The sequence below is a fragment of the Microbacterium sp. MEJ108Y genome, from assembly GCF_000834175.1.
GTDB lineage: Bacteria > Actinomycetota > Actinomycetes > Actinomycetales > Microbacteriaceae > Microbacterium > Microbacterium forte.
Window position 1 is genome coordinate 1 of the sequence record NZ_JXQX01000026.1, and the last position, 14,608, is coordinate 14,608.

Consider the following 14,608-nt stretch of genomic DNA (forward strand, 5'->3'; position numbering starts at 1 on the left):
TGACCTTCCTGTTGGCATCGGTGCAGCGCAGCGACGCATCGACATGCCTCGCGGACCCGTCGAACTACCCCGCTGAGGGCGTCAACGGCTACAAGGGTGACCAGCTCGCCAACGCGGCCGCGATCATCGGAGCTGCACAGCAGCTCTCGCTTGGAGAAGACGCGCAGATCATCGGCGTCATGACGGCGATGGGGGAGAGCAGCCTCAAAAACATCACCTACGGCGACGACATCAACGGTGTCGTGAACCCTGACGGAACCCCGACCAGCAGCATCGGCCTGTTCCAACAGCAGGATTGGTGGGGGAGCGTTGAAGACCGCATGGACCCCACCAAGTCCGCAACGCTGTTCTTCGGCCGCCTCGTCGCCGTCGACGGCTGGCAGGACATGGAGCCCTCACACGCGATCTGGCGCGTGCAGATCAACTCCGACAAGAACCACTACGCGAAGTACGAAACGGACGCGACAGCGATCGTGGAGGCTCTCAGCGGCCCGTGTGGATCGGGCGACTGGATCGTGCCGGCCCGCGGCACCGTCTCCGGTGTCTTCGGAGACGGCCGAGGCGATCATGCGCACATGGGAACCGACCTCGCGGACGGCACCTGCGACGGCCCGATCTGGGCTGCATCCGCAGGCGTCGTCGACAACACCGGGGAGAACAAGGGCGGCGGCGGGTACATCTGGATCAAGCACGCCGACGGCGTGATGACCGGATACTTCCACATGAAGCCGATCAACTTCATGGTGATCGAGGGGCAGGCCGTGCAGGCCGGCGACCAAATCGGGAAGGTCGGCAACGAGGGCAATTCGTACGGCTGCCACCTGCACTACGAGGTGAAGGTGAACGGCGAGTACGTGAACCCGCAGACCTTCATGGAGGGCGTCGGCGTCCCCCTGCCGCGCTAGCACGATGCCCCCAGAACTACTCAGCTACCTGGCCGGCATCATCACGGCCGTAGCCGGCGTGGGGCTCATCGGCCTGCTGCGGCGCTCCCGCCGAGCTGCACGAGCCCGCACACGCGAGCAGCAGCGTCGACAGGCTGCCAGAGCCCGACACGACCGCCACGAGGCACAGAAGGCCCGCGTGCGGTTCGTACCGACCGAAAAGCTCGAGGACGATTCATGAGCGACGACAACGACGTCTGGGCCGTCGACGACTGGGTGCCGGCAGATGTGAAACGCCGCAGCACCCGCGCTCTCGCCACGGTGCTGACGCTGACGATCATCGGCGGCGGGCTCTACCTCGCCGGCATCGTGACGATCCGGTCAGCTCTCGGGTGGCCCCTGTTCGTGAGCGGGCTGCTGGTGCTGGTCGCCGTCATCGTCCTCGTGACCGCAGCAAACCCATATCGGAGGGTCAGCGGCGACGCGGAACTACCCCGCCACATCTTCCACCTCTCGCCCGAGCGATGGGATGAAGGAGCCACCGTCACGCTCGAAGTGCAACGGTGCCGCAAGAAGCAGTTCATCGCTGAGAACCGCTGGGGCAGACGATCTCGGCTCGTCTACTTCTTCCCGCAGCGCCCAACACGACAGCAAGCGCTAGGGCAGACGCTCTCCGGCCGACGACGCCCCAGATATCTCTACGAGCTCGAAGTGCTCACACCCTTCGATGCGGTGTATGAGCGCGTCGCCGCCAGGGCCACCACAGCAGACCTCACCGCCCGAGTGGTACGTCGGCAGCCAGCGCCTGCATGGTCACGACGTCGCAGTGCTTGACACGTACGTGTCAACCACTGGTGCGCCCTGCCCGGGAAACGATGGTGTCGGCCGAGCAGGACGTACCTAGCAGTCAGTTACTAGCGACAGTCAGTCGCGGGTGTTGGACGTCTGGATGGCCCAGAGCATCATGATGTTGTTAAGCATCAGTGCCAGGGTGTTCCAGGTCGTCGCATCGAAGTCGATGACGAACCCTCAGACCGAGAAGCCCATCACCGACACCATCGTTTGACGTTTTCTGAATTCCAAAGTAAGATTGCATTTGCGTGAACAAAAACTACCTACCCCTTCTCTAGAGTGAAACCGCTCGCTCACCTTGCACGTGAGAACAGAGAACGGCTACTGCATGAACAGCAGTCCTATCCAGTCTACCACCTGGGGGGACGCGCTATTTTGCGAGCGGTCGCAGGAGTGACAAGCCGGCCCCTTCGGGCCGGCTTTTTCCGTGTCTGCGCCCTGAACGTGGGTCCCCGTCAGTCGTCGTCGGAGCCGACCCAGCTGGCGTTGCCCTCCCAGTCGCCCTCCACATGGCCGCGCAGCATGCTTTGCCACGAGCCGTACGCCAGGAAGTTGCGAGCTGCACGCAGCCGCCACATTGCAGCGACGATCGATTCGACCTCCCTGATCGCGTCGTCCAGGGAAACTGATTCAACCTCGGGCGCATCCTTCTGCCGAGCGAGTCGGAAACGGTACCGGTCATCATCGGCGCGGGGCTCGACGTTCTCTGCGATCCTCGACGGATCATCCTCGCCCTGAATGCGTGCGTCGAGCAGATCATGCATGTACCGGTTTCGCTCGCTCCACGCTTCGGCGGCCGCGTCGATCGCGCTGTGGATCGCGCCGCGCATGTCGGCATCGATGGGCTCGTATCGGTCGAGCAGCTGCCGGCACTTCTTGACGGCCTCGGTCCAGTTGGCTGGGGCATCAAGAAGCGCCTTGCGATCGTCGCGGCCGCGCAGAGCCGCATGAAGGCCTCGAAGCGCTGCGTCCATGTCTACAGAGTCAGAGACGATCCGGCCGCGCACGAAGACCCAGCGGTCTGAGGCGGGGAGTGCTTTGAGCTGGTCGCGGTCCATCCGGACAGCATGGCACGGTAGCCACGGCGTCCGATTGTGACCCGATAACGAGTATCGGCCGCAGTGACTGGCGCAATTGAGTCGTCCGCGCGCCCGAGACCCCTATGCACTCAAAGTGCGGGATGCCTGTTCCAGAGTTTCGCTGACGACGCGGTAGTACGCCCAGCGGCCTCGCTGTTCGCGGGTTGCCAGGCCGGCATCGACGAGCAGCTTCATGTGGTGCGAGACGGTGGGTTGGGACAGCCCCACAGGGTCGGTGAGGTCGCAGATGCAGGCCTCGCCGCCGTCGGATGCGGCGATGAGCGAGAGCAGCCGCACGCGCGTCGGGTCACCCAACGCTTTGAATGTGTGGGCGATCCGCTCAGCTTCATCGGCCGTGAGCACCCCGCCGGTAACCGGCGAGCAGCAGACCGCCACATCGGCTGGCAGGAGAGTCAGAGGGGAAGGCATGATCGAATTCTCTCACGTCGTATTGACATTTGTCGATACATCGACAAGTCTCGATGCATCGAGGTTTGTCGATAGGTAGGGGAGAAGGCTGATGGAGAGCACGTTGCCCGTCATTGTCATCGGTGCTGGTCCGCAAGGGCTCGCCGCGGCTGCGCATCTGGTGGAGCGCGATGTCCCGGTCGTGGTGTTGGAAGCAGGGGATGGCCCTGCCGCGGCTGTGCGCGAGTGTACGGCTGCGCTCGTCGCGCTCGTGGACGTGACGCTGGCGGTCGATGAGCACGCGCCGTGCGTGGACTCTGCGTGCACGGTGGCTGGCTGCTGTGGGACGGGGGCGGACGCGTGAGCGCGGCGTGTGGCTGCGAGCACGAGCCTGCCCAGCCTGCCACTGCGGCGGAGGATGAGACCGAAGAGGTTGTGCGGCCCTGGTGGAGGGACCGTGGGATCATGGTGCCGGTCTTCTCCGGTGTCGCATTCCTGGCCGGTCTGATCCTTGAATGGTCCGGCCTCGAGATCCCGGCGCTGGTGTTGTTCTGGGCCGGTCTGCTCCTCGGTGCGTCGACGTTCACGCCCGGCGCGATCCGGAAACTGTTCAAGGGCAAGCTCGGTATCGGGCTGCTGATGACGATCAGCGCGCTCGGCGCGGTCATCCTCGGCTACGTGGAGGAGGCTGCGGCTCTGGCGTTCTTGTACTCGATTGCTGAGGCGCTCGAGGACAAGGCGATGGACCGTGTCCGGGACGGGCTGAGGGCGCTGCTGAAGCTCGTGCCGGAGACAGCGACCGTGCTGCAGAACGGCGTCTCTGCGCAGGTGCCCGCGAGAGAGCTGACGGTCGGCCAGGTCATGGTGGTCCGTCCCGGCGAGCGGATCGCAACCGACGGGATCGTCCGTTCTGGCCGCTCCAGCCTGGACACCTCGGCGATCACCGGGGAGTCGATCCCCGTCGAGGTCGAGCCCGGCGATGCGGTGTCGGCCGGTGCGATCAACAGCGCCGGCGCGCTGGAGGTCGAAACGACCGCTGCGGGCACCGACAACTCGCTCACCACGATCGTGGAGCTGGTCGAGAAGGCGCAGACTGAGAAGGGCGAGCGTGCACGTCTCGCGGACAGGATCGCCCGCCCGCTCGTACCCGGCGTTCTGATCCTCGCAGCGCTCGTCGCGATCATCGGGTCGCTGCTGGGCGATCCAGAGGTGTGGATCACCCGCGCGCTTGTCGTGCTGGTCGCCGCTTCTCCGTGTGCGCTGGCGATCTCGGTGCCGCTGACGGTCGTCGCCGCGTTCGGCGCAGCAAGCAAGTTCGGCGTGATCATCAAGTCCGGCGCCGTCTTCGAGCGCTTCGGCACGGTCCGCCACGTCGCGGTCGACAAGACCGGCACCCTCACCCGCAACGAACCTGCGGTCACCGCGGTGCTCACTGCGAACGGCGTGACCGAGACACAGGCGCTGGCCTGGGCGGCCGCACTGGAGCAGCACAGCACGCATCCCCTTGCCTCTGCGATCACCGCCGCGGCCCCGGGCACACCGGCAGCTGCAGATGTGACCGAGCAGGCCGGGCACGGCATCGACGGCACTGTCGGCGGATCGAGAATCACCGTCGGCAGTCCTCGCTGGCTGGACGCGGGCGACCTCGGGAAGCAGGTCGCGGAGTTGGAGGAGCAGGGCATGACCGTCGTGATCGTCCACCGCGATGGAACCCCCGTCGCCGCGATCGGCGTCCGCGACGAACTGCGCCCTGAAGTCCCCGAGGTAGTCCGGACGCTCACCAACCAAGGCGTCGGCGTGACGATGCTCACCGGAGACAACGCCCGCACCGCTCGTGCACTGGCCGCGCAGGCCGGGATCAGCAACGTGCGCGCGGAACTGCGTCCCGAGGATAAGGCAACCGCGATCGGCGAGCTGTCAAAGGCGGGGCCGGTCGCGATGATCGGCGACGGAATCAACGACGCACCGGCCCTCGCTGGCGCAGACATCGGTATCGCGATGGGCGCCACCGGCTCCGACGCGGCAATCGAATCCGCCGACGTGGCCTTCACCGGCCATGATCTGCGCCTCATCCCGCGAGCGTTCGATCACGCCCGCCGCGGTCGACGGATCATCAACCAGAACATCATCCTGTCGCTGCTGATCATCACTGCACTGCTCCCGCTCGCGCTCTTCGGCGTCCTGGGGCTCGCGGCCGTCGTCCTGGTCCACGAGGTCGCGGAGGTCATCGTGATCCTCAACGGTCTGCGCGCCGCACGCACCCGCACGCCACGACTGGAAAGCTGATGCTCGCAACTATCGGTTCAGCGATCGGCCTGTTCGCGGCAACCAACATCGACGACATTGTCGTGCTCACCGTGCTGTTCCTGGCTTCCAGTCGAGGGAAGCCCCGGCCGTGGCAGATCGTCGCGGGCCAGTATCTCGGGTTCATCACCCTCGTCGTGATCAGCGTGATCGCCGCTCTCGGTCTCACCATCGTTCCGGACGAATGGGTCGGTTTCCTGGGTCTGATCCCGCTCGGCATCGGCATCTGGACGCTCATTCGCGGCCTGCGCCGTAACAGCGATGACGATGATGACGACTCCAAGATCACCGCGGTCGGACTATGGGGCGTCGCAGGGATCACGATCGCCAACGGGGCCGACAACATCTCCCTCTACACGCCGATCTTCCGCACCAGCGCCCCCAGCGACGTCGCGATCATGATCGTCGTATTCCTGATCCTCGTCGCGGTCTGGTGCGCGGCCGGCCGGCTGATCGGCACCAACAAGGCTGTTACCGAGGGGCTGGAGCGCGTCGAGCACTGGCTCGTACCGGCCGTGTTCATCGGCCTGGGCCTGTTCATCCTGATCGAATCTGGGGTCATCGTCCGTCTGATCGAGGTGCTCGCATGACCTCCTCCCAGTCAGAGGCTCATCCGCCCGCTGCGCGCAAGCTGTCGTCGACCCGGCGGCGGCAGCTCACTGGTGGAGCGCTCTTGATCGCCGTGGTCGTCGTGCTGATCGATCAGGGAACCAAGGTGTGGGCCGAAGCGACCCTCACCGACCGTGAGCGCATCCCGCTGATCGGTGACCTGCTGGGTTTGCAGCTCGCCTATAACCCCGGAGCGGCATTCTCCTTCGGGGAAGGCTTCACCTGGGTGTTCGCGCTGCTCGCTGTCGCCGCCACGGTCACAGCGATCGTGTTCGCGTTCCGAGTGCAACGCGTGAGATGGGCGATCGTCATCGGCGCGCTCGGCGGCGCTTCCGCCTCACACGCAGGCGACCGCCTTTTCCGGGACCCCGGATTCGCCCGTGGTCACGTCGTGGACTTCCTCGCCTACGGAAACTGGTTCATCGGCAACATCGCCGACATCGTAATCTTCGCCGCAGCGATCACCGGAGCAGTTTTCATGATCCGCGCCGGGGATGAGAGCACCGAGTGAGATCCGTTGTGCGGTGGTGGGACACCCATCAACTCGCCCTCTACATCGGCGCGATCGCCGTGGGCAGCCGTTGAGTGAGTTCACGCTTAGGCAGGCGGGCGGTCGCGATGTAGGCGCAGAGCCACCCACCAGCCGCATCGTCGACAGATGAAAGCGCGATCGTCTCCGAGTGCGTGCAGCTTCTTGCGTGGCAGATGTCGCCCGCAGCACGTGCACGCAACGTCCTCGTCAGTCGCCATGAGCGGAGAGCGCCTCTCGAATCTGTTCAACCGTTGGCATCCCGGCCAGCCCAGCAGGGGTGCTGTAAATACGGCAGGCGAGGTCATTGCTTCGCCCCGACCCCGGAAAGAGATCGTTGCCATCCAGGGTGATCGTGGGGGAGCCCGCGAACGAGACTGCGCCCGCGTCCTCCTCCGTCCGGATGAGTCGGTAGTGAACCTCCGATTCGTCGTGGCCTGTTTCTCGTAGCGCCTCAGAAACACGACGGCCAGCCTCAACCCAGCTGGGGCAACCGGCGATATAAAGCAGCTCAATCTCCACGACTCAATCATCCTCGACTTCGCTGTTGATGTCGTGCCCGGGCTACCACCGAAAACGATCGTTTTCGGTGGACTGGTCGACGTTGACGCCCAGGTGCGCGACACGCCGTGAATCGATCTGCCGAAACCCCCTGCCGAAACCTAAACGCGCCGAAACATCGACGGTAGCGTTTTCGGCATGGGACACGAAGTCGGATACGCGCGCGTTTCGAAGCGCGAGCAGAACCCCAAGGCGCAGGAGGCCGAGCTGCTCGCCGCCGGCTGTGAACGAGTGTTTGTCGACCATGGCGAATCCAGCCGTGTGACCGACCGGCCGCAATGGCTCGCGTGTCTCGACTACCTCCGGCCAGGGGACACCCTCAAGGTGCGCCGCTTAGATCGCCTCGCCGGCAGTGAGCGCATCTTGATCGAAACGCTCCAAGACCTCGACGCACGCGAGGTCAACATCGTCAGTCTCACCGAGCCCATGATCGACACGACAAGCCCGATGGGCCGAGCTCTCTACGGCATCGTCGCCGTGTTCGCGCAACTCCGCATTGACACCATCCGCGACAACACCCAACGTGGCCTCGATTACGCCCGAAGCCAGGGCCGCGTCGGCGGCCGCCCGAGCGTCATGACTCCCGAGCGGATCGCGACTGCCGAGCGCATGCGGGCCGAGCAGCAGAGCTGGGAGAGCATCGGCCGCGTGCTCGGCGTGGGCGCCTCCAGCGTGCGCCGGGCGCTTAGTCAAACCTGACGTCGTATGTGTGCCGCTCCAGTTGACCGGCCGTCCGTTCCTGGCGACTGAGGTTGCTGACTATCGAGGCGAGTGATCTCAACGGTTTCCCACCCTGCTCGGTGCCGAACGCGCGCCGGGAGAGTTAGGGCGTGTCTGACAAAGGTTCGGGTGGCTGGCTGCGAGCCTGAAAGCATGTCTCGTTTTCGGATGCTTTCGGATGCTCAGTGGTCGCTGATCGAGCCGATGCTGCCACGTCCGACGGGGCGTCCGGGTCGGAAGTTCTCGGATGCGCGGACGATGGTCGAGGGCATCGTCTACCGGTACCGGACTGGCCTCGCATGGCGGGATCTGCCGCCGGTGTTCGGGCCGTGGCAGACGGTGTGGACGTGGCATCGGCGGATGGCGTTCGACGGGACGTGGGATCGGGTAGCGGCGATGATCACGGCAGCAGCAGACGCGGCGGGCCTGATTGATTGGTCGCTGTCGGTGGACTCCACGATTGCTCGTGCGCATCAGCACGCAACGAGCATCACCCGCCTCACAGGGGGCTGGATCGAGTTACAAGAATCTGCAGGTCGAGCCGCCTGATCACGGCATCGGCCGCTCCAGGGGTGGCCTGTCGACGAAGATCCATCAGCTCGTCGATGGCAATGGGCTGCCTCTGGTCACTCTGGTCACGCCAGGGCAGGCCGGGGACTCTCCGATGTTCCTGCCGCTGATGGGACATCTGCGGGTCGGGCGCGAAACGGGCCGGCCCCGCACCCGTCCGGACGCGGTGCGGGGCGAAAAAGCGTACTCATCCCGCGCGATCCGTTCTCACCTTCGAGGCCGAGGCATCAAAGCCGTGATTCCCGAGCCCGACGATCAGAAAGGACACCGCAAACGTCGCGGCTCACGCGGCGGCAGACCCGTCGGTCTCGACGCCGCCGACTACCGGAACCGGAACGTCATCGAGCGCGGCTACTGCCGCATCAAGCAATGGCGAGGCCTCGCCACCCGCTACGACAAACTCGCCGTTATCTACCGCGCCGCCGTCGTCCTCAACACCGTCATCGCATGGACCAAACCTTTGTCAGACACGCCCTAGCCCGAGTCGATGTCCGCATTTTGAGCCGGATCGCTGATTGACACGTACGTGTCAGCGGTGTGGGGCACGTGGTGATGGAGCGCTCCGGTGCGAAAGCCACTGCCATCATGTGATGTCGTAGACCATCGGGTCGAAATCCACGAACTCGGGGCAACTGCCGTCCTAGCCATGAGTTCCCCTTCCGTCTACTCATCCAGCAAACGCCGCCCATCCGACGGGCGACGGAGCACTCTCCCGCGCTGTAACCGACGTCAGCCCTCCGGCGAGGGGGATGTTGTGCTGTTGCGGATCTTCGCAGAGCAGGAGGTCGGCAGGTGCTGATGAGGGACGTACCGGCCGTCAGTCGAGGGCCGCGGTGATGACGTCGTGGAGCTCGGTGTCGAGCTTGAGGCTGTCGAATGCTGCGGCATATTCCCAGATGAGAGCGGCTGTGGCTCGGATGACATTCATCGGCTCGTTTCCTGGCGTGACGAGGCGAACACGTTGTCCTTCAGCCGCGACCACCGCGTTGGAGACGGTCGATGTCAGGAACTGGTCGTTGCGCGTGAGCCGGGTGGAGGGGTACGGCAGGGTGAGATCGCGCAGGTCGCGCAAGATGAAGTCGGGGCGTGCATCGGGGGGTGCAGCGAAGACATCGCGTGGCCGGCTGATGCCGGTGAGGACGAGAGCGCTACTCATCTCGGATCGTCTTGCGCCTCTGATGTCTGTGTCGATCCTGTCGCCGATGAACAGCCATCGGGAGCCGGGGAATCGCTCGCGGGCGGCGTCGAAGAGCGCCGTCTCGGGCTTTCCGGCAGCGAGAGGTTCGCGGTTGACGACAGCGCGGATGGCAGCGACGAGTGCTCCGTTGCCAGGCGCCAGTCCGCGCTCGAGCGGGAGGGCGGTGTCGAGGTTTGTGGCGACCCACGGGATCCCGGAGGCGAGAGCGTAAGTAGCTTCGGCCAGGTCAGTCCAGCTCACGTGTTGTGAGAAACCTTGGACGACCGCGTCGGGGTGCTCGTCCGCCGTGCGAACAAGTCGGTACCCCGCCCCTTCGAGCACCATCGTCAACCCCGGACCGCCGACGGCCAACAGCGGCGCCCCCGGCTCAACCACATTCGATAGGAGCAGCAGCGTCGCCTGAGGCGAGGTGACGACATCATCCGCGTCGGCGTGCAGTCCCATTGTCGTCAGCTGTTCGGCTACGTCCGCCGGCAGCCGGGAGGCGTTGTTCGTCAGGAACCCCACCGTCTTACTTTCTCGCGCCGAGTTCAGAGCGGTGATGGCATGCGGTATGGGTGCTGCGCCGCGGTACACGACTCCGTCGAGGTCGGAGAGAATAACGTCCGCACTATCGAGCGGTGTGGGGTGGGCATCTCTGGCCATGCTGTCTCCCAGTTCGATGGGCGGACCATCCAGTCCGATCTTCCATCTTACGTCGATTCGGTCTATCCTCAGATATACAAGCCTATACAGGTATAGATAGGAGACATGCATGTTGATTGGAATTGGCTGCGACCCGAACGCAACAACCCTCAAGGATGCCGTCGCTGATTACCTTCGCGAGCTCGGCCACGAGGTTCGCGATTTCGGCTCCGACGACCCCCTATATCCGAAGACGGCCATTGCGGTGGCGGAAAGCGTCGCGGCGAAGGAGGTCGAGCGTGGTGTCGTGATGTGTGGCACCGGCATCGGGGTCTCCATCTCGGCGAATAAGGTTCCCGGCGCATACTGCGCCCTGCTCACGGATGCGTACCAGGCCGAGCGTGCACAGCTAAGCAACGACGCCAACATGGTCGCTTTCGGAGCTCAGGTCACCGGCGTCGAGTCGGTCAAGCGACTCGTTCGCGAGTACCTGTCGGTGTCGTACGTGGAGAACGAGCGGAGTGCGCCGAAGCTCGTCGCTCTGTACGACTACGAAACCGAGAACACTCGCGTATGAATGCCATCCCGCTGCAGATCGAGGCGGAGCTCGCACGCCTCAACGTCCTGCGGATGGTGCGGGCAGGCGGTTCTGGCCACCTCGGCGGGGCGCTCTCGTGCATCGACATCGTGACCGCCTTGTATTTCGCGACCATGCGCGTCAACCCGCAAGCCGCGAAGGACCCGAATCGCGACCGGTTCCTGCTGTCCGCGGGCCACAAAGCAATGGCGCAGTACGCAGTTCTCGGGCGTCGCGGTTACTTCGAGGAGGCGCTGTTCGACACGTACGGCTCTGTCGGCAGCAAACTCGGCGGTCACCCCGACCTTCACAAGCTTCCGGGCATCGAAGCGAATACGGGTGCCCTGGGTCACGGGCTGTCGATTGCTGCAGGGATGGCACTGGGCCTCCGTGCCGCGAGCAACGGAGGACGGGTTTTCACCATCCTTGGGGACGGTGAGCTCCCCGAGGGGGCGAACTGGGAAGGGGCGTCGATTGCTGCGCACCACCGACTCGACAACCTCGTCGCTTTCGTCGATGTCAACGATCTGCAGATTTCCGGGCCGACCGCTGAAGTCATGAACATGGAGCCGATTGCCGACAAGTTCGCGGCGTTCGGGTGGAATACCGTCACCATCGACGGGAACGATATCGATGCCGTCCTCGACGCTGTCAGCGTTGCGGATGGCGAAAAGGGCCGGCCGACCGTTGTCGTTGCTCGCACGACGAAGGCGAAGGGCATCAGCTTCCTGGAGGGAACCCTTGCCTCGCACTACTGGAAGCCGACGGTCGAGGAGCTCGACCGAGCCGAACGTGAAGTGCACGCCCGCATCGACAACCTGCGCGAATGGAACGACCATGGCTGCTGAGACGCTTACTCTTATCGATCCGCGAAAGACCTTCGGGCAAGCAGTGACCGACCTCGCTGCGGACGATGACCGTGTCGTCGTCCTCTCCGCCGACAGCGGGCTGTCGTCGGGGTTCGGCTCATTCCGCGAGCGCTTCCCCGACCGCTACTATGAGTTCGGCATTCAGGAGCACGGAACGACGGGCGTCGCCGCAGGTCTCGCGTCGACCGGCAAGATCCCCGTCTTCGCGGCCATCGCAGCGTTTGTCACCAACCGGAACTACGAAGCATTCCGCAATGACATCGCGTACATGGGTCAGAACGTCAAGATCGTCGGTCGCAACGGAGGGATCACTTACTCCGACCTCGGGCCCACACACTACTCCCTCGAAGACTATGCAATCATCCGCATGCTTCCCGGTGTCGTCGTCCTCTCACCCCAGGACCCCGGAGAGATCCGGGAGGCAGCGAAGGCGATGATTGAGCACGACGGGCCCGTGTACATGCGCATCGGGGGCCCATCGATCCCCGATCTGTTCCCACAGGCACCGTTCACCATCGGGGAAGGGCGGATGATTCGGGAAGGGTCTCGCGCAACGGTCGTCACGACGGGGACCATCACCCCGGAGGTCGTGGTCGCGGTGCAACGGCTCGCGGACGACGGCATCGATGTGGACCTCATCGGGATGCCAACTGTCGAACCTGTTGACGCGGCGCTTATCCGCGCGTCCGCTCATCGCACCGGACGAGTCATCACTGTCGAGGAGCACTACACCCGCGGCGGTCTCTCCGCGGCCGTTGGCGAGGCTCTGGCATCCTCGGGAATTCCCGTGCACGCCATCGGGTTGCCGCATGAGCACATCGTCACCGGTACGTACTCAGGACTGCTTGCTCGATACGCGCTTGACGCCGCGGGACTGGACGAGCGCATTCGGCTGCTCGTCCGCTAGGTGTACTGCCCAGGCAGGTTGTTTGAGATCCGGCTGATGGGCGGGAGCTTCCCGATCGCAGTGTGGGGCCCGTGGTGATTGTAGAAGTGCAGCCAGGCGGGCAGGGCTGCGCGGCGGGCTGATTCGCTGTTGTAGTGCTTCACGTAGGCCCAACCGTCGGCCATAGTGCGATGGAATCGCTCGATCTTCCCGTTCGTCTGCGGACGGTAAGGACGTGTGCGCTTGGGTGTGATGGCGAGCTCGGCGCAGACGCGTCGCCAGGCGTGGGAGCGGTAGGCGGGGCCGTTGTCCGAGAGGACCCGTTCGACGCGGACGCCGCGGTCGGCGAACCAGGACACGGCCCGTTGCAGGACGCCGATCGCGGTCTCGGCGCGTTCGTCGTCGTGGATCTCGGCGTAAGCGACGCGGGAGTGGTCGTCGATGACGGTGTGGACGTAGGCGGTGCCGGTGACCATGTCGCCGGCGATGCCTCGCTTTCCGGTGCGCTTGGCCGTGACTGCTCGGTTGCGGTCGCCTTGGGACCGTCCGACGTAGCGCCAGCCGCCGCCGTCGGGGATGTTGCCGAGCTTCTTCACGTCGACATGGATCAGCGCGCCGGGCTTGTCGTGCTCGTACCGGCGGGCGGGTTCCCCGGTCTTCACATCGACATGCGAGAGCCGGTTCAGTCGACACCGTTTCAGCACCGCGTGGACGGTCGAGGCCGGCATCCCGACGCGGTCGGCGATCTGGACCGGCCCCAGGCGCTTGCGGATCCGCAGGTGCACGATCTTCTTCACACGGTGCGTCGGGGTCTTGTTCGGATGCGCATGCGGGCGCGAGGACCGGTCGGCCATCCCCGCTTCACCGAGCTCTACGTAGCGTCGCGCCCATTTCGCGGCGGTGGGCCAGGAGACACGGAAGTAGTCCGCCGCCGCGGCGACCGTCCACTCCTCGTCGACGATCTTCTGTGCAAGACGGAGCCTTTGGCGCGGGGTGAGCGCCGCGTTAGCGTGAGACACGAGAACCTCCTGGTTCAGAGCGGATGCGGTAGCAGCTCCACTCTGCCGGGAGGTTCTCGTCACATCAGGGAAGCCAGATCAAACAACCTCCCTGGGCAGTACAGCTAGGCGGACCCGCTGTGGTGGACCCCGAGTCATCCACCACGGCGGGTTCACTCACGCTTGTAATCGAACTTCAGCCGCACCGTATCGCCGCGGAAGACGATGGTCGAGTACTCAAAGGCCGTCCCTGCCGGGTTCGTGATGACATCCGTCAACAGCAGTGCCGGGTCGCCCTTGCGCAGCTCCAGCAGCTTGGCGTCGGTTCCTTCGACGGCGATGACTTCCAGATCTTCGGAGACGCTCTTCATCGACAGATTGAATTTGTCTTCGAGAACCACGCACAGCTGCTCGTTGACGACATCCAGCTGATCCAGTCCCGGCGCGAGGCTCGCTGGCACGAAGGAGCGGTGGACGCTCAGAGGCTTCCCGTCTACCGTCCGCAGTCGTATGATGGCGATGACCTCGGCGCCCGCCGGCAGATTCAGGTGCTCACGCACTCTCGTCGGCGCGGGAACGCGCTCCGTAGAAATCAACGTCGTCGCGATGTCGTACCCGAGCACTTCGAGCTGCTCACGGATTCCTTTGTATGCAGGAGAGACCGCGTTGATCTTTTGCGGGGCGACGAACGTGCCCTTGCCGGCAACGCGGATGAGCAGACCATCACCCGCCAGTTTGTTGAGCACACCACGAATCGTCATGCGGCTCAGGCTGTACTCCCGGTTCAGCTCGTTCTCCGACGGGATGCGCTGCTCGGGTGCCCACTCACCACTGGCGATCTTCGCGTGAAAGATGTCCTCGAGCTGCTGATAGATCGGTGTCGCTGAGTCGCGCTCAATCACGGCCGTCATCTTTATGCCTCCAAAACTTTCCACATGAT

General features: G+C 64.6%; 16 protein-coding genes and 2 pseudogenes. 12 read left to right on the forward strand and 6 right to left on the reverse strand.

Annotated features, from left to right (window positions below; translation table 11 throughout):
- Window positions 1–905 (forward strand): M23 family metallopeptidase (locus RU09_RS11955; RefSeq protein ID WP_042540812.1); only part of this gene is annotated, 905 nt, incomplete at its 5' end.
- Between the two features lie 216 nt (window positions 906–1,121).
- Complete coding sequence (locus RU09_RS11960; RefSeq protein WP_042540813.1) at window positions 1,122–1,718, forward strand: hypothetical protein; 597 nt, start codon at window positions 1,122–1,124, stop codon at window positions 1,716–1,718.
- Window positions 1,719–2,191: 473 nt separating this feature from the next.
- Here the strand turns inward: RU09_RS11960 and RU09_RS11965 are convergent, their stop codons facing one another.
- Entirely contained in the window at window positions 2,192–2,743 is a 552-nt protein-coding gene (locus RU09_RS11965; protein WP_197066036.1) for a hypothetical protein, read from the reverse strand.
- Window positions 2,744–2,896: 153 nt separating this feature from the next.
- The gene (locus tag RU09_RS11970; RefSeq protein ID WP_156145917.1) at window positions 2,897–3,244 is read right to left on the reverse strand and encodes an ArsR/SmtB family transcription factor; all 348 of its coding nucleotides are present in this window, start codon (window positions 3,242–3,244) and stop codon (window positions 2,897–2,899) included.
- Window positions 3,245–3,335: 91 nt separating this feature from the next.
- Between RU09_RS11970 and RU09_RS18525 the strand changes: the two are divergent.
- From RU09_RS18525 to RU09_RS11990, 5 genes and pseudogenes are all read left to right on the forward strand, one after another.
- A pseudogene (locus RU09_RS18525) lies at window positions 3,336–3,470 on the forward strand (FAD-dependent oxidoreductase); the annotation flags it as partial.
- Window positions 3,471–3,476: 6 nt separating this feature from the next.
- A pseudogene (locus RU09_RS18530) lies at window positions 3,477–3,587 on the forward strand (Cd(II)/Pb(II)-sensing metalloregulatory transcriptional regulator CmtR); the annotation flags it as partial.
- Window positions 3,584–5,509 (forward strand): heavy metal translocating P-type ATPase, encoded by a 1,926-nt coding sequence (locus RU09_RS11980; RefSeq protein WP_197066038.1) that lies wholly within the window; start codon window positions 3,584–3,586, stop codon window positions 5,507–5,509. The pseudogene RU09_RS18530 and the gene RU09_RS11980, both read left to right, overlap by 4 nt.
- The gene (locus RU09_RS11985) at window positions 5,509–6,117 is read left to right on the forward strand and encodes a cadmium resistance transporter (protein ID WP_036275918.1); all 609 of its coding nucleotides are present in this window, start codon (window positions 5,509–5,511) and stop codon (window positions 6,115–6,117) included. Before RU09_RS11980 ends, RU09_RS11985 begins: the two co-directional genes overlap by 1 nt.
- Complete coding sequence (locus RU09_RS11990) at window positions 6,114–6,647, forward strand: signal peptidase II (RefSeq protein WP_029264099.1); 534 nt, start codon at window positions 6,114–6,116, stop codon at window positions 6,645–6,647. The genes RU09_RS11985 and RU09_RS11990 overlap by 4 nt, the downstream gene beginning before the upstream one ends.
- Before the next feature lie 228 nt (window positions 6,648–6,875).
- On the opposite strand, the gene RU09_RS11995 is transcribed toward RU09_RS11990, so the two are convergent.
- A complete protein-coding gene (locus tag RU09_RS11995) occupies window positions 6,876–7,187 on the reverse strand; it encodes a hypothetical protein (protein ID WP_029153956.1) in 312 nt (103 codons plus the stop codon).
- A 177-nt stretch (window positions 7,188–7,364) separates the two neighbouring features.
- Between RU09_RS11995 and RU09_RS12000 the strand changes: the two genes are divergently transcribed.
- Together RU09_RS12000 and RU09_RS18535 are read left to right on the forward strand one after the other, a co-directional pair.
- The gene (locus tag RU09_RS12000; RefSeq protein ID WP_042540831.1) at window positions 7,365–7,925 is read left to right on the forward strand and encodes a recombinase family protein; all 561 of its coding nucleotides are present in this window, start codon (window positions 7,365–7,367) and stop codon (window positions 7,923–7,925) included.
- A gap of 174 nt (window positions 7,926–8,099) precedes the next feature.
- Window positions 8,100–8,994 (forward strand): IS5 family transposase gene (locus tag RU09_RS18535; protein ID WP_156145918.1). Its coding sequence is split into 2 segments (ribosomal slippage): window positions 8,100–8,450 and window positions 8,452–8,994, totalling 894 coding nucleotides; the frame shifts between segments, so codons are not numbered across the junction.
- 339 nt (window positions 8,995–9,333) lie between these two features.
- Here RU09_RS18535 and RU09_RS12015 read toward each other — a convergent pair.
- Entirely contained in the window at window positions 9,334–10,470 is a 1,137-nt protein-coding gene (locus tag RU09_RS12015; RefSeq protein WP_231567546.1) for an HAD-IIA family hydrolase, read from the reverse strand.
- On the opposite strand from RU09_RS12015, the gene RU09_RS12020 reads away from it, so the two are divergent.
- Genes RU09_RS12020 through RU09_RS12030 form a run of 3 tightly spaced genes read left to right on the forward strand, consistent with a single transcriptional unit; the run spans window position 10,469 to window position 12,691 of the window.
- On the forward strand, window positions 10,469–10,915 hold the full coding sequence (locus RU09_RS12020) for an RpiB/LacA/LacB family sugar-phosphate isomerase (RefSeq protein WP_042540839.1): 447 nt from the start codon (window positions 10,469–10,471) through the stop codon (window positions 10,913–10,915). The two genes, RU09_RS12015 and RU09_RS12020, sit on opposite strands and share 2 nt — an antisense overlap.
- Window positions 10,912–11,763 (forward strand): transketolase, encoded by an 852-nt coding sequence (locus RU09_RS12025; protein WP_042540841.1) that lies wholly within the window; start codon window positions 10,912–10,914, stop codon window positions 11,761–11,763. The genes RU09_RS12020 and RU09_RS12025 overlap by 4 nt, the downstream gene beginning before the upstream one ends.
- Complete coding sequence (locus tag RU09_RS12030; protein ID WP_042540843.1) at window positions 11,753–12,691, forward strand: transketolase family protein; 939 nt, start codon at window positions 11,753–11,755, stop codon at window positions 12,689–12,691. Before RU09_RS12025 ends, RU09_RS12030 begins: the two co-directional genes overlap by 11 nt.
- On the opposite strand, the gene RU09_RS12035 is transcribed toward RU09_RS12030, so the two are convergent.
- Together RU09_RS12035 and RU09_RS12040 are read right to left on the reverse strand one after the other, a co-directional pair.
- Window positions 12,688–13,689: an IS481 family transposase gene (locus tag RU09_RS12035; RefSeq protein ID WP_042540845.1), complete on the reverse strand. Its 1,002-nt coding sequence runs from the start codon at window positions 13,687–13,689 to the stop codon at window positions 12,688–12,690. The genes RU09_RS12030 and RU09_RS12035 overlap by 4 nt on opposite strands.
- 152 nt (window positions 13,690–13,841) lie before the next feature.
- Complete coding sequence (locus RU09_RS12040; protein WP_042540847.1) at window positions 13,842–14,579, reverse strand: GntR family transcriptional regulator; 738 nt, start codon at window positions 14,577–14,579, stop codon at window positions 13,842–13,844.
- Between the last annotated feature and the right edge of the window lie 29 nt (window positions 14,580–14,608).